This window comes from Achromobacter sp. 2789STDY5608615 (genome assembly GCF_001298995.1).
Lineage (GTDB): Bacteria > Pseudomonadota > Gammaproteobacteria > Burkholderiales > Burkholderiaceae_B > Achromobacter > Achromobacter insuavis.
On record NZ_CYTY01000005.1, the window covers coordinates 193,463 to 207,753 of the forward strand.

The window sequence follows — 14,291 nt, forward strand, 5'->3', positions numbered from 1 at the left end:
CGTCGTTGAGCTGCTGGTTGAACACGGGCTCGATGCGGTCGTAGTTGGCCATGCGGAAGCCGCGGCTGTTGGCGACCGGGCGGGTGCTCATCGAGGCCACCACGGCTTGCGCGCCGGGGATGCTCTTGTAGAACGACACGTCCGAGGCGCGGAACGCGGCTTCGGTCAGCGGCAGGTAGCCGGTGCGCTGGTGCCATTCCGCCGCGATCACGGGCTTGGACAGCCAGGCCAGGAACTGCGCCGTGGCCTTTTCCTCGTCCTTCGGACGGCCATCCAGCGCCCACAGGGCCGAGCCGCTCACGAACGGCTGGCCGCCGGTCTGGGTGGCCTGGTCGTAGTAAGGCAGCGGCGCCACGCCGAAGGCCAGCGACTTGGTGTTCAGGAACTGGCCGAACGAGCCGGAGTTGCCGGTCAGCACCGCGCACTCGCCCTTGGCGAACAGCTTGTCGGCGCTGTTGTCGGCGGTGTGCGCCATGAACAGCAGCGAACGCTTCCAGCTGACCATCAGCGAGATGTGGCGCATGTAGAGCGTGTCGAACTGCATCGCCGGCGCCGCGCTCTTCTTGGTGACCGCGTCCAGGCCGTTGTTGTTGCTGGTGTACAGCTGGTTGTTCACCGGCGCCAGGTTTTCCAGGTGGACCGAGACCTGGTCGCTGGAGGCGTAGGGACAGTCGAGGTCGGCCACGTCGCGCAGCTTCAGCAGCTCGGCCTGCAGGCCGGTCCAGGTGCGGGCGGGCTTGTTGGGATCGAGGCCGGCTTTCTTGTAGGCGGCGGTGTTGTAGAACATCACCGGCACTTCGGCCATCCACGGGAAGGCCAGCAGGCGGCCCTTGCCGTCGCGGATGAAGCTGCTGGTGGCCGGCACGAACCAGTTCAGGTCCTTGATCGGATACTTGGCCAGCAATTCGTACATCGGCAGGATGGCCTTGTGTTCGGCCACGACTTCCGGCGAGTGGTTGTCGTTCAGCTGCACCAGGTTGGGGGCCTTCTTGGCCTTGACCGCGGCGGTGGCTTCCTGCTGCAGCTGCGCCTGCGAGGCGAAGGCGCGCAGGGTCACTTTGACCTGGTCCTGCTCCTTGTTGTACTGCTTGGCCAGCTTTTCGAATTCGGCCTTGTTGGCGTCCGGCAGCGTGTGCCAGACCTGGATTTCGACGGGCGCGGCATGGACCGCGCCCACGACCGCCATGGCGGCGCCAAAGACCCATGTGCGCCGGCTGGCGAACATCGCGCGGGCAATGCCCGCCAATTGCAATTTCTTCATAGGTTCATAGACCAAGAAAAGGGAATTCCGGTTCTGGACGACGTCCGCTCAGCAGGTCGGCCAGTGCCCGGCCCGAGCCGACGCCCATCGTCCAGCCGAGAGTACCGTGTCCGGTATTGATATACAAATTGGGAATGTGGCTGCGGCCGATGATGGGCACGTTCGAGGGAGTGGACGGGCGCAGGCCCGACCAATAGCTGACGCGCTCGAAATCGAGCGCGTCGGGAAAGAGTTCGCGGGCCAGCCGCGTCACGGCTTCGCAGCGGCCGGTGTTCAGGCCGCGCGAATAGCCGGACAGCTCGGCCGTGCCGGCCATGCGCAGGCGATCGCCCAGGCGCGAGAACACCACCTTGTGGCTGCTGTCGGTCAGGCTGACCGTGGGCGCGCCGCCGGGGTTCAGGACCGGGAAGGTGGCCGAATAGCCCTTGGCCGGATAGACGTTGCACGGGATGCCGAGCGGACGCAGCAGCGACGGGCTGAAGCTGCCCATGGCCACCACGTAGGCGTCGGCCGCCAGGGTGCCGTAGCGGCCGTCGGGCTCGATCAGTTCGACGCCGCTGACGGCGCCGGCCTGGGTGATGAGCCGGGTGACGCGGGTGCTGTAGCGGAATTCGACGCCGGCGCGCGCGCAGCGCTCGGCCAGCGCGACGGTGAACAGGTGCACGTCGCCGCTTTCGTCCTCGGGGGTGTAGTCGCCGCCGACGATGGTGTTGCGATGCGGCGCCAGGGCCGGTTCGATGGCGATGACCTCGTCCGTGGACACGACGCGGCGCTCGACGCCGAAGTCGCGCATCAGGCCGGCGGCGCGCTGCGAGTTCTCGAATTCGTGCTGGTCGCGGTAGAAATTCAGGATGCCGCGCTCGAGGTGATCGTATTCGATGCCCAGCTCGGCGCGCATGCCGCGCAGCGTGGCGCGGCTGTATTCGGCCATGCGGACCATGGCGCGGATGTTCGGCGCCAGCCGGCCCGGCAGGCATTCGCGCAGGAAGGCCAGGCCCCACATCCACTGGCGCCAGTCCAGCTGCGGGCGGAACAGCAGCGGCGCGTTGTCCTGGAACATCCACTTGAGCAGTTTCAGGGGCGCCTGAGGATTGGCCCACGGCTCGGCGTAGGAGACGGAGATCTGCGCGCCGTTGGCCAAGCTGGTTTCCTGGGCGGGTCCGGTGCAGCGGTCGATGACCACGACGTCGTGGCCCGCCTGGCTGAGCCACCAGGCGCTGGAGATTCCGATGATGCCGCTACCCAATACCGCTACTTTCATGCCCGCATTGCTCCCTGCCGGCCCACTGAGCCCGCGGACACGATGCCCGCGTCCCGTGGCAAGCCGCTGCCAAGATGACACCGCAGTTTACCCCGCCGCCCCGCCCCCGCCTACGGCCGATTCCATCAAAAAAAGGGAAGGAACCCGCCGTGGCCGGATTCCTTCCCTTTCGGATCATGCGCCGCCCTGCTGGATTCAGGTCGCGGCCTTCGCCAGGTCGGCCTCGGACGTGAAGGCGTCGGCGTAGAACTCTTCCGGCGGCAGGCCGCACTGGGCGCTGAATTCGCGCCGCGCGGCGTCGACCATGGGAGGCGCGCCGCAGGCGTAGACCTGGTGGCCCGACATGTCGGGGATGTCCTGCAGCACGGCCTCGTGGACGAAGCCGTCGCGGCCGTTCCAGCCGTCTTCCTCGAGCGCGTTCGACACCACCGGCACGTAGCGGAAGTCCGGCAGATCGCGGGCCCACGACTGCGCCAGTTCATCCATGTACAGGTCGCGCGGGCGGCGGCCGCCCCAGTACAGCGAGACCGGACGGCGGATGTTCTTGTGGATCATGTGCTCGACGATGGCCTTGACCGGCGCGAAGCCGGTGCCGCTGGCCAGCAGGATGACCGGCTTGTCGCTGTCTTCACGCAGGAAGAACGAACCGAACGGGCCTTCCAGGCGCAGGATCTCGCGCTCTTTCATCTGGGTGTCGCCGGCGCCGAACACGTGGTCGGTGAAGACGCCGCCCGGCATGTGACGGATGTGCAGTTCCAGCGGGCTGCCGGTGTGCGGCGCGCCCGCCATGGAATAGCTGCGGCGGCGGCCGTCCTTGAGGATGACCTCGATGTACTGGCCGGCGTAATAGCGGAACTGCTCCGAGGCGGGCAATTGCAGCTTGAGCACGGTCACGTCCGGCGCCGCGCGCTCCATGGTCTGCACGCGCGAAGGCAGCTTGCGGATCTGGATGTCGCTGGCCAGGCGCACTTCGGTGGACTCGACCACCAGGTCGGACGCGGGCCGGGCCTGACAGAACAGGGTGTAGCCGTCGGCCAGTTCCTCGGGCGAGAGGATCTGCGCGGGGTACTGGCCGGCGTCGAACTCCCCGGACACCACTTTGCCCTTGCAAGTGGAGCAGGCGCCGTTGCGGCAGCTGTAGGGCAGCACGATGCCCGCGGCCAGGGCGCCGTCGAGCACGGTCTGGCCGGGCTCGACCGGGAATTGATGCTTGCTGGGTTGAATGATGACCTGGAAGCTCATGATGAAACGGATCAGGGTTGACGGCGCGCCACGCGGCGCGCCGCCCGGCCCGGCCTCAGGCCGGGAACTTGCGGATTTCCTTGACGCGGTTGGCGTCGTCCACCAGCACGACCTGCGGCTTGTGGGTGGCGGATTGCTCTTCCGACATCGGACCGTAGGTGCAGATGATCATCAGGTCGCCGACCTGCGCCCGGCGCGCGGCCGCGCCATTGAGCGAGATGATGCCGCTGCCGCGGGCCGCCTTGATGATGTAGGTATCGAAGCGTTCGCCATTGTTGATGTTGTAGAGCTCGATGCGTTCGAACTCGCGCATGCCGGCAGCGTCCAGCAGGTCTTCGTCGATGCCGCAAGAACCCTCGTAGTGGAGGTCGGCTTCGGTGACCGTGACGCGGTGCAGCTTTGCCCGCAGCATGATGCGTTGCATGATGGGAATATCCTGGTTTCGCGTGCCGGAACGCGAAGTGATGCGATAAATGTGAAAACACCCGCGGATGGCGCGCACCTGCGGGCATGCAGCCCGACGACACCCGGTTTTGCCGTCGGAAGCCGGTATTCTATAATTTTTGCCGCGACGGGACGGCCCGTTGCTGCGTCCGCCGCCACATGGCGGCATTTGCCATCGGCAACGGCGGCATTGGCCATTGCCGGCAACGCATCAATCCGGGGACGACCCCTCTCAAGTAGGAGTCGTCATGACCTGGATCATCCTTGTGCTGGCCGGCCTGTTCGAAATCGTCTGGGCCGTCGGCCTCAAATACACCCATGGCTTCACGCGCCTGATGCCGTCCCTGGTGACGGTGGGCGGCATGCTCATCAGCTTCTGGCTGCTGGCGCTGGCCATGAAGACGCTGCCGCTGGGCACCGCCTACGCGGTGTGGGTCGGCATCGGCACCGTCGGCGCCTTCGTGGCCGGCATCATCCTGTTCGGGGAATCCATCAGCTGGCTGCGCATCGCCAGCGTCACGCTGATCGTGCTGGGCCTGGTCGGCCTGAAGCTGTCGTCGGCCTGAGGGTTGGACGCCTGATTCCCACGGCCCCGGCCTCGCGCCGGGGCGCGGCGGGCTAGAAATCCAGTTCGATCTCGACCCCGTCGCCCACCTTCAGGCGCGCGCCGGCCGGCGCGTCGACAATGGCGTTCTGGCCGAACACCACGCCGATATCCAGATTGCGGTAGCCCGCCAGCGTGCGGCCGGGCTCGTCGTGCTGCACGGCGGTGCGCTGGTCGATGTCGGGAATCGAGCAGCGCGTGCACGGCTTGACGAACGCCATGCTGACCGCGCCGGTCGTGATCATGGCGGTGTGGTCTTCCTCGAAGGCCTCCCACTCGCCCTGCACCACGATGTTGGGCCGGAAACGGTCCATCGGCACCGGCGCCACGCCCTTGGCCCGCAGGCGGGCGTTCAGGTCGTCCAGCGAGGCCTGGTTCGCCACCAGCAGCGGAAAGCCGTCGGCGAAGCCGAAGAAATGATCGCCCCCGAACACGTCGGCCAGGTCGGGATGGCCGGCGGTCCACTTGTCCACCCATTCGGGCTTGGCGGGCCGCGCCGCCGCGGCATCCACCTTGTACAGGCGGCAAGGCGTCTTGAGAAAATCGGAACACCATTGCGCCGCGGCCTCGCTTTCGCGGCGCGCGTCGAGCGTGTCCTTCCAGACGCCGACCGTCTCCACGCCCGGCTGCAGGGCCGATCCATCCAGCGGCACCTCCAGGTCGGGCATGCCGGGCGCCGACAGACGCAGCGCGTCGGCGGAGAGCGCCGTGCGGATCAGCGCCATGGCGGACCACTGGCGCTGCGTCATGAACTGGCCGTCGGCCGACACCAGCATCCAGCGGCGATCGTGCGCCAGCCCGGCGCGGTCCACCGGCGATTCGGCCAGGTCGATGCCGGCGCAGGATTTGACCGGGTAGATATGCAGGCTGAGGATGCGGGCGGACATGGCGGCGGATGCGGGCGTGGCAGGGAGCCAGAGCATAGCGGATGGCCAGCGAAAAGCCCAGGCCGGGGGCCTGGGCTTGAGTGGCGTGCGAGGGACGGCGCCACACCGCCCCCGCCGTGACGCGTCAGCCGCCGACCAGCTTGAGCGTATCCAGCGGCGTCACCGCCTTGAACGCCTTGCGCGTGGCGATGTGCTCGGGACGCGGGGTCAGGCCGTACTTGGGCGGCTCCAGCGTGTTTTCCATGCTGTTGTAGACCATGAACACATTGGCGCGCGGCCACGGCGAGATGTTGCTGTTGGAGCCGTGCATGGTGTTGCAGTCGAAGAACACCACCGAGCCCGCCTTGGCGGTCATGGTGCGGATGCCGCCCTGCTCGACCAGCAGTTGCAGGCTGACCGGATCCGGCACGCCGTACTCCTGCTTCTTGAGCGACTGCTTGTAGTGGTCGTTGGGCGTTTCGCCGACGCACGAGATGAACTGTCGGTGCGACCCCGGCACCAGCATCAGCGGGCCGTTGCAGTCATTGTTCTCGGTCAGCAGCACCGAGCAGCTCAGCGCGCGCATCGACGGCATGCCGTCTTCCACGTGCCAGGTCTCGAAATCCGAGTGCCAGTAGAACTCCTTGCCCTTGAAGCCGGGCTTCATGTTGGCGCGGGACTGGTGGATGTAGACCTCGGACCCCAGGATCTGGCGCGCCACGTTGACCAGCCGCGGATCACGCACCAGGCGCGCCAGCACGGGGTTCAGCACGTGCACCATGAAAATGGAGCGCACGGCGTTGCTGCCGGGCTCGGTGATCGACTCTTCGCGGCGGATGATCGACGGGTCGCGCGTCATGCGCTCGACCTCGGCCGACAGCGCCCGCACTTCGGCGTCGGAGAACAGGTCCTCCAGCAGCAGGAAGCCATCGCGCTCGTAGCTGCCGATCTGCTCGCCGCTCAGGGCGTTGGCGTAGTTGCCTTCTTCATAGACCACCGGATCCTGGCGGGAAATGATGGCGGAACTTCGATCCGTACGGGAGGCGTACGGATCCTGCGCAGGTGAGATCATGCGAACCTCCTTGTATCAGGCCGCTTGGGCTTCGGCTTCAGGCAGGGCGTAGACGCCCTCTTTGTCGTGCACTTCCTGGCCGGTCAGCGGCGGGTTGAAGACGCAGATGACGCGCAGCGGCTCCTTGCCGCCGCACAGCCAGTGCTCGTCATGCTCGTTCAGGGCGTAGACCACGCCGGGGCCCAGCTCGTACTTCTTGCCGTCGGCAATCGTCTCGATGGAGCCGTCGCCCTCGATGCACCACACCGCTTCCAGGTGGTTCTTGTAGTGGATGTGGGTGCGGCCGCCCGGGAAGATGGTGGTCTCGTGGAAGGAAAAGCCCATCCCGTCCTTCTTGAGCAGCACGCGGCGGCTGACCCAGGTGTCGGTGCGGACTTCGTCGGCGGTGCCGATAACATCTTTGACATTGCGTACGATCATTGACGTTTTCCTCCAAATTTCAGGATGCGGGCGGACTGCCCCTCTTCGGCCAGCGCGTCGGCCACGCTCGCCTCGATCACGTCCAGGCCCTTGGACAGCAGGTCTTCCTCGATGGTCAGGGCCGGCAGCAGCTTGAGCACTTCGTCGTGCGCGCCCGAGGTCTCGATGACCACGCCGCGCTTGAAGGCGTTGGCGGCGATGCGGTTGGACAGCGCCGGGGCGGCGTTGCTGACCAAGCCCTGGATCAGGCCGCGGCCGCGCACCGACAGGCCGGCGTTGGGATAGCTGTGCACCAGGTTTTCCAGCCAGTCGCGCACCAGGCGCTCCTTGCGCTGGATCTCGGCGGTGAACGCGGTGTTGGCCCAGTAGGTTTCCAGCGCCTGGGTGGCGGTGACGAACGCCAGGTTGTTGCCGCGGAAGGTGCCGCTGTGGGCGCCGGGTTTCCAGACGTCGAGCTCGGGCTTCATCAGCACCAGCGACATCGGCAGGCCGAAGCCCGACAGCGACTTGGACAGCGTGATGATGTCAGGGCGGATGCCCGCGGCCTCGAAGCTGAAGAAGGTGCCGGTGCGGCCGCAGCCGACCTGGATGTCGTCCACGATCAGTAGCATGTCGTGGCGCTTGCAGAGCTTGTCCAGTTCCTTGAGCCAGCGCAGCGTGGCGACGTTGACGCCGCCCTCGCCCTGCACCGTCTCGACGATGACGGCGGCGGGCTTGTCCATGCCGCTGCTGGGATCTTCCAGCATGCGCTCCAGGTAGGCCATGGTGTCCACGTCCGGGCCGAAGTAGCCGTCATAGGGCATGAAGGTGGTGTTGGCCAGCGGGTAGCCGGAGGCATCGCGGAACTTCATGTTGGCGGTCACCGCCAGCGAGCCGCCGCTGACGCCGTGAAAGCCATGCGTGAAGGAAATCACATTGGGGCGCCCCTTCACCTGGCGCGCGATCTTGAGCGCCGCCTCGACCGCGTTGGTGCCGGTGGGGCCGGTGAACTGCAGGGTGTATTGCCAGTTGCGCGGCTTGAGCAGCACGCGGTCGACCGCCTCGAGGAAGCTTTTCTTGGCGCTGGTGGCCATGTCCAGGCCATGCACCACGCCGTCGGCCTGCACGTACTCGAGCAGCTTTTCCTTGAGGATGGGATTGTTGTGGCCGTAGTTCAACGTGCCGGCGCCGCTGAAGAAGTCGATGTATTCGCCACCGTCCTCATCCACCAGCGTCGATCCCCTGGCCTGGCTGAATATCACGGGAAACGACCGGATATAGCCCCGTACTTCCGACTCCATCCGGTCGAAGATTTTCAAGTCCATGTGATTAATCCTCCCTTTCATCTCATAAGTTGACAGACGGCCAGATCCCTTCCGCATGCGCGCCGGGCGCATCCGGATGCGTCAAAGCCATCCCGGTTTTCGACAGGACCGCGTTGCCGCCTACGGGGCGGGCAAGGTGAACGGGCCTATCCTCAACAACATCTCGTCGTCATGGTCCGCGCCGCCGAAAAGCTGCCGGTCGAAGAACGGCTGCTCGGAGACGTGGGCGCCCAGCTCGCCGGCGAGGCCGGCAAAGGTGCGGCGCGATGCCTGGTTGTCAGGCGCCACCGTGGTTTCAAGATGACGAACATGCGCGAGCCCCTCGCGTTGCAAGAGCGCCCGAAGCATGGCGCGGCCTAACCGTTGGCCGCGTGCGCGGGTGTGCACGGCGACCTGCCAGACGAACAACACGTCGGGCCGGTCGGCAAGCACGTAAGCGGAGATAAATCCATCGATGCGTCCTCCGGCGCTTTCGGCCAGGACGCAGGTGCCGCGGTTGTGCTCGCACAGGAGCAGGTACGCGTATAGGGAATTGAGGTCGAGTGGCGGGCACTCGGCAATGAGCTGGTGGATCGCGGCGCCGTCCTTGCGGCGGGGCTCACGCAACAGATGCGTTTTGCTGCCCGCCGCCGGCGCCACGGCACTTGAGTTCGTAGTGGTGTCGTTCAGTTCGTTTGCTCTCATACAACCAATCCTGATTCGGGAGGCGCGCCACCCGTGGGCACCTCGAGGATGGGCGACGATACGTCGCCCTGGGTTTCCGTCGCGACCCCGCTCTCTTCTTCCATGAGCGCCACGATGCGCTCGAGCGACAGGGTGATGGTGGCCTGCTCCAGCTCCGGCAACGCGTTGAGCGCGTCGGCCAGATGCTTTTGCAGCGGCGACGGCGCCTGCTGCGCGACCTCGCGGCCGGCGTCGGTGGCGGTCACGAAGACGATGCGGCGGTCTTCGCGGCCGCGCTCGCGGCGGATCAGGCCCTTGTCTTCCAGGCGGTCGAGAATGCCGACGACCGTGCTGGGGCTGACATGGATCTCGCGGCTGATCGCCGTGGCCGTCAGCGGACCGTTGGCGATGACCGTGCGCAGGCACATCAGCTGCGGCGCGGTGATGTGGCTCACGGCGGACAGCTGGCGCGAATGCAACGCGATGGATCGCGTGATCCGGCGCAGTGCCCGCAGGATGCGCAGGTCATATTGCTGCGCGGGGTCGGTTACGGTCTGTTTATTCATGACTGAATTAGTTCAGCTAAATTGATTTCTATACGAATGATATGGGTGACCTATCCCTGTGTCAAACCCGATCACCGGCCATTTTGTAATCATTTCCGCACTATCCGCCGTCATGTCGCCAGGGGCTTCCCAGGAGGGCGGCGTCGTTACGATATGTCGGAATTGCCCTACGATTCGCAAATAAAACAACTGTTTTTCCATTCAATATAGATGTAGCATTTGTTTTATAGAAAACGACTTACCCGCTCCGCCACCGTGATCGCTCCCCCGCAAGACCACCTGCGCCATCTCAGCGCGACGTTGCCCGCCGAACTGCAGCGCGCCGCGCATTGGGTATTGGCCCATCCGGCCGAAGTGGGGCTGTGGTCGATGCGGCGCCAGGCGCAGGCGGTGGGCGTGTCGCCCGCCACCATGCTGCGGCTGGCCCGCGCCGCCGGCCATGACAGCTACGAGGCGTTCCGCGCCCCGTTCCAGCGCGCGCTGGCCGGCGGCGCCGAGGACGGCCTGCGGCAGCGCGCCGCGCGCTTGCAGGCCTCGCACGCGCGCCAGGCCGGCGGCGACGGGCACGACGCGCTCACCGACCTGCAGACCGCGGCGCTGGCCTCGATCTGCCAGGCCAATGACGCCGCCGCCTTCGACGCGGCCGTCGACGCGCTGCTGCGCGCCCGCCAGGTCGGCTTCCTGGGCACGCGCTCGGCCTTCGGCATCGCCTTCCAGATGCGCTACGCCTACCACCTCATACGCCGCAACGGCCTGTTGATCGACGGTCTGGGCGGGGCCGCGGCCGAAGACGCCGACAGCCTGCAGCCAGGCGATGCGCTGGTGGTGGTGTCGCAAGCCCCCTACCCCACGGCCACGGTGCGCCTGACCCGTCAGATCGCCGCGCGCGGCGTCACCGTGCTGGCGCTGACCGACAGCGCCGACAATCCCGTGGCGCGGACGGCCGGCCACGTGCTGCGCTTCGCCCGCGCCGACGAGCCCGGCCCGGACGCGCCGGCGCTGCGCGGCCCCGGCTCGTTCTTCCACAGCACCGCGGGCCTGCTGGGACTGGCCGAACACCTGATCGCGCGGCTGGCGGCCCGCGGCGGCGACGAGGTGCTGCAGCGCCTGGCCGAAATCGATGCCCGCCTGCAGGCGGACGGCGCCTACTGGCAGGACGCGCCGCCCAAGCGCGGCCGCGCGCCGCGATCCGAATGAATCACCCCGGTTGAATCGCCCTTTCCCCTTCCCCACGCCTTCCGCGGAGTTCCACGCCATGACCAGTACCCACGTTCTCCACCGCTCCCTGCGCAGCACGCCCCCGGTCGCGGTCCGCGGCCAGGGCGCCTGGCTCTACGACCAGGCGGGCCGCGCCTACCTGGATGGCTCCGGCGGCGCCGCGGTCTCGTGCCTGGGGCACAACCATCCGGACGTGCAGGCGGCGATGCACGCGCAGATCGACGCGCTGGCGTATGCCCACACCAGCTTCTTCACCACCGAGGTCGCCGAGCAACTGGCCGCGACGCTGGTCGCCGACGCGCCGGCCGGCACTTCGCATGCGTACTTCGTCTCGGGCGGCTCGGAGGCGATCGAGGCCACGCTGAAGATGGCGCGCCAGTACTACGTCGAGATCGGCCAGCCGCAGCGCCGCCACATCGTGGCGCGGCGCCAGAGCTATCACGGCAACACCCTGGGCGCGCTGGCGGTGGGCGGCAACGCCTGGCGCCGGGCGCAGTTCGCGCCGCTGCTGATCGACGTGGCGCACGTGTCACCCTGCTATGCCTACCGCGACCAGGCGGCTGGCGAAACCGATGAGCAATACGCCGAACGCCTGGCGCAGGAACTGGAGCAGACCTTCCAGCGCCTCGGCCCCGACAGCGTGATGGCCTTCGTCGCCGAGCCGGTGGTGGGCGCGACCTCGGGCGCGGTGACCGCGGTGCCGGGCTACTTCCGCCGCATCCGCGAGGTCTGCGACCGCCACGGCGTGCTGCTGATCGCCGACGAGGTCATGTGCGGCATGGGCCGCACCGGCACCTTGTACGCCGTCGAGCAGGAAGGCATCACGCCCGACCTGATCACCATCGCCAAGGGCCTGGGCGGCGGCTACCAGCCGATCGGCGCGGTCATGGCGCAGGAACGCATCGTGCAGGCGATGCAGCAAGGCAGCGGCTTCTTCCAGCACGGCCACACCTACCTGGGCCACGCCACCGCGTGCGCGGCCTCGCTGGCGGTGCAGCAGGTGATCAAGCGCGACAACCTGCTGGCGCGCGTGCGCGCCCAGGGCGACGGGCTGCGCCAGCGCCTGCGGCAGGCGCTGGGCGACCATCCGCACGTCGGCGATATCCGCGGCCGCGGGCTGTTCATGGGCGTGGAGCTGGTGCAGGACCGCGCCAGCAAGGCGACCTTCGACCCGGCCCTGTCGCTGCATGCGCGCATCAAGCGCGAAGCCATGGCGCGCGGCCTGATGGTCTATCCGATGGGCGGCACCATCGATGGCCGCCAGGGCGACCACGTGCTGCTGGCCCCGCCCTTCATCATCACGGACGACGAGCTGGACCAGTTGACCGACCGCCTGGCCGGCGCCATCGACGCCGCCATCGCCGACAGCGGCCGGCGCTAGCCGGCCTGCCCCGGCGACGGACGGCGCCACGCGGGCCAGGCGCCGATGGTCAGGGCGCGCAGCAGCCATTCGACCGGGCCGTAGGCGTGGCGGCGCAACCACCACGCCGACAACGGCAACTGCGCCAGGAAGATCGCCACGGCGATCACCAGCGCCGCGCCCGGCGACACGCTGCCCGTCAGGCGCAGGCCCCAGCCGGTGAAGAGGAAGGCGCACAGCGCCGATTGCATCAGGTAGTTGCTCAGGGCCATGCGGCCGGCCGGCGCCAGCGTGCGCGCCAGCGCGGCGCCCGGCCGCGTGCGCATCGCCAACAGCAAGGCCGCGGCGTACGACATGCTCAACAGCGGCGCCGTGAACAGATCCATGGCCAGGCCCGGGGTTTCCCACAACGGGGACATCGACGGCAAGGCGGTGGTCGCATAGGCGGCGGACCCGGCCAGCCCGGGCAACGCTCCCAGCGCGCACAGCAGCCACAGCGCCCGCGGCTGGCGCCACGGATCGGCCAGCGCCTGGCGCCGGCCCAGCGCATAGCCAACCAGGAACATGGCGAAGACGAACGGTCCCTGCACCAGCAGGATCACGCCCCAGATGCTGCTGGTCAGTTCGTACCAGTGGCGGGCGATGGTGCTGGCGATCGTGCCGCGATAGGCGTCGATGGCGGCCTGCGAATCGGCCGCGGAGACCACGCTGGCGGCGCGGCTCAACTCGACGGTGCCGACGGGGTCCAGCAGGCTCAACGCCGCCAGCAGGGCCCACGCCAGCGACGCCAGCCCGATCAGCCAGAGCGCGCGGCGCAAGGCGCGGCCCGGCTCCATGCGGCGGCAGGCCATCAGCGCCAACCCCAGCAAGGCATAGGTCAGCAGGATGTCGCCCTGGTAGAACAGCACCGCGTGCGCCAGCCCCAGCAGCGCCAGGCCGGCCAGGCGCCGCAGAAAACGCGGCCCGAAGGCGGCGCCGCCGCGTTCGGCCGCGCTCATCTGCAAGGTGAAGCTATAGCCGAACAGGAACGAGAACAGCAGGTAGAACTTGGTCTCGAACAGCCACGCCACCAGCCAGCGCACCGCCACGTCCCACGGTCCCGAATAGGCGGGGTCGGTGATGCCGTTGGCGTAGAACGGCGAAGCGAACACGCCGATGTTGACGACCAGGATGCCGAACAGCGCGAAGCCGCGCAGCGCGTCGACCTGGGCCAGGCGCGGCGGCGCGGCCGTGGCGGCGCCGACGAAGGCGTTTTCGGCGGCGTTCATGGCCGCGCTCCCGCCGCGCCGGGCGCGGGCGGCAGGCAGCCCTGCAACGCCGCGTCGAGCAGCCGCCCGCCGGCGGCCGCGTCGAACCGCGGATCCACCACCGACCGGCTGTAGATGCCGTCCAGCAGCAACAACAGCAGGTCGGCCATTTCCGCCACGGGCCGCGGCATGGCGTCCGGCGGCAGGCCCTGCCAGACCGCCGCCAGCAGCGCCGTCAGCGACGCCTTGCGTTCGCTTTCGTTGGCCATGACCAGCGCGTGCACCCGCGGATTGCGCACCGCCTCGGCCAGGATCTCCATGCCCAGGCGGACAAAGCCCGGATCGCGGTACTGTGCCAGGTTCTGGTCGACCCAGCCGACCAGGGCGGCGCGCGCATCACCGGCGCCGCCGCCGGCCTGGCGGTGTTCGCGCAGCGTGTCGGTGTCGGACGCGATCAGCGCCTCGATGATCTCGGCCTTGCTGGCGTAATAGTGGAACAGGTTGCCGGGGCTCATGGCCGCGCGCGCGCAGATCTGCGCGGTCGAGGTGGCATGGAAGCCGTTTTCGGCGAAGCACTCGGCGGCGGCGGCCAGGATCTGGCGGCGCCGCTCCTGCTGCCGGGCGGGGTCGATTTTGCGCATGTCGCGTGGGATTCAATTAATAGACTGATTGATCTATCTATTAAATATCGCGCCCCCGGCGTTGGTCAAGTCCAACTCCGGAAACAAAACGGCGGACCCCGCGAGGTCCGCCGTGCTTCGCG

General features: G+C 67.8%; 15 protein-coding genes. 3 read left to right on the top strand and 12 right to left on the bottom strand.

All coding sequences use genetic code 11. The annotated features are described in order from the left end of the window. From AOZ49_RS06395 to panD, 4 genes are all read right to left on the bottom strand, one after another. Positions 1–1,261: extracellular solute-binding protein (locus AOZ49_RS06395; RefSeq protein ID WP_054474647.1), on the bottom strand; the 1,261-nt coding region annotated here is incomplete at its 3' end. Between the two features lie 4 nt (positions 1,262–1,265). Continuing rightward, positions 1,266–2,522, bottom strand: coding sequence for a D-amino acid dehydrogenase (locus AOZ49_RS06400; RefSeq protein ID WP_054474648.1), 1,257 nt, complete (start codon positions 2,520–2,522; stop codon positions 1,266–1,268). A gap of 195 nt (positions 2,523–2,717) precedes the next feature. Then, positions 2,718–3,764 (bottom strand): CDP-6-deoxy-delta-3,4-glucoseen reductase, encoded by a 1,047-nt coding sequence (locus AOZ49_RS06405; RefSeq protein ID WP_054474649.1) that lies wholly within the window; start codon positions 3,762–3,764, stop codon positions 2,718–2,720. 55 nt (positions 3,765–3,819) lie between these two features. Further along, positions 3,820–4,188: an aspartate 1-decarboxylase gene (gene panD / locus AOZ49_RS06410; protein ID WP_006393954.1), complete on the bottom strand. Its 369-nt coding sequence runs from the start codon at positions 4,186–4,188 to the stop codon at positions 3,820–3,822. 268 nt (positions 4,189–4,456) lie between these two features. Here panD and sugE point away from each other — a divergent pair, with 268 nt between their 5' ends. Further along, positions 4,457–4,774, top strand: coding sequence for a quaternary ammonium compound efflux SMR transporter SugE (gene sugE / locus AOZ49_RS06415; protein ID WP_054434254.1), 318 nt, complete (start codon positions 4,457–4,459; stop codon positions 4,772–4,774). Between the two features lie 52 nt (positions 4,775–4,826). Here sugE and AOZ49_RS06420 read toward each other — a convergent pair whose 3' ends face one another. The 6 genes from AOZ49_RS06420 to AOZ49_RS06445 form a co-directional block, all read right to left on the bottom strand. Next, positions 4,827–5,699, bottom strand: a complete 873-nt coding sequence (locus tag AOZ49_RS06420) for an MOSC domain-containing protein (RefSeq protein ID WP_054474650.1) — start codon at positions 5,697–5,699, stop codon at positions 4,827–4,829. A gap of 124 nt (positions 5,700–5,823) precedes the next feature. Then, positions 5,824–6,750: an ectoine hydroxylase gene (gene thpD, locus AOZ49_RS06425; RefSeq protein ID WP_054434250.1), complete on the bottom strand. Its 927-nt coding sequence runs from the start codon at positions 6,748–6,750 to the stop codon at positions 5,824–5,826. Between the two features lie 15 nt (positions 6,751–6,765). Beyond that, positions 6,766–7,170 (bottom strand): ectoine synthase, encoded by a 405-nt coding sequence (locus AOZ49_RS06430; RefSeq protein WP_006387829.1) that lies wholly within the window; start codon positions 7,168–7,170, stop codon positions 6,766–6,768. Further along, positions 7,167–8,474: a diaminobutyrate--2-oxoglutarate transaminase gene (gene ectB, locus AOZ49_RS06435; protein ID WP_054474651.1), complete on the bottom strand. Its 1,308-nt coding sequence runs from the start codon at positions 8,472–8,474 to the stop codon at positions 7,167–7,169. Before ectB ends, AOZ49_RS06430 begins: the two co-directional genes overlap by 4 nt. A gap of 120 nt (positions 8,475–8,594) precedes the next feature. After that, a complete protein-coding gene (gene ectA, locus AOZ49_RS06440) occupies positions 8,595–9,158 on the bottom strand; it encodes a diaminobutyrate acetyltransferase (RefSeq protein ID WP_054434247.1) in 564 nt (187 codons plus the stop codon). Beyond that, complete coding sequence (locus AOZ49_RS06445; RefSeq protein WP_006387826.1) at positions 9,155–9,703, bottom strand: MarR family winged helix-turn-helix transcriptional regulator; 549 nt, start codon at positions 9,701–9,703, stop codon at positions 9,155–9,157. Before AOZ49_RS06445 ends, ectA begins: the two co-directional genes overlap by 4 nt. A gap of 255 nt (positions 9,704–9,958) precedes the next feature. Here AOZ49_RS06445 and AOZ49_RS06450 point away from each other — a divergent pair, with 255 nt between their 5' ends. Both AOZ49_RS06450 and AOZ49_RS06455 read left to right on the top strand, forming a co-directional pair. Further along, complete coding sequence (locus AOZ49_RS06450; protein ID WP_054474652.1) at positions 9,959–10,900, top strand: MurR/RpiR family transcriptional regulator; 942 nt, start codon at positions 9,959–9,961, stop codon at positions 10,898–10,900. A 58-nt stretch (positions 10,901–10,958) separates the two neighbouring features. Next, a complete protein-coding gene (locus AOZ49_RS06455) occupies positions 10,959–12,302 on the top strand; it encodes an aspartate aminotransferase family protein (RefSeq protein WP_054474653.1) in 1,344 nt (447 codons plus the stop codon). Here AOZ49_RS06455 and AOZ49_RS06460 read toward each other — a convergent pair. Further along, positions 12,299–13,549: a DUF418 domain-containing protein gene (locus AOZ49_RS06460; protein WP_054474654.1), complete on the bottom strand. Its 1,251-nt coding sequence runs from the start codon at positions 13,547–13,549 to the stop codon at positions 12,299–12,301. The two genes, AOZ49_RS06455 and AOZ49_RS06460, sit on opposite strands and share 4 nt — an antisense overlap. Further along, on the bottom strand, positions 13,546–14,169 hold the full coding sequence (locus AOZ49_RS06465) for a TetR/AcrR family transcriptional regulator (protein WP_054434240.1): 624 nt from the start codon (positions 14,167–14,169) through the stop codon (positions 13,546–13,548). Before AOZ49_RS06465 ends, AOZ49_RS06460 begins: the two co-directional genes overlap by 4 nt. Positions 14,170–14,291 lie beyond the last annotated feature (122 nt).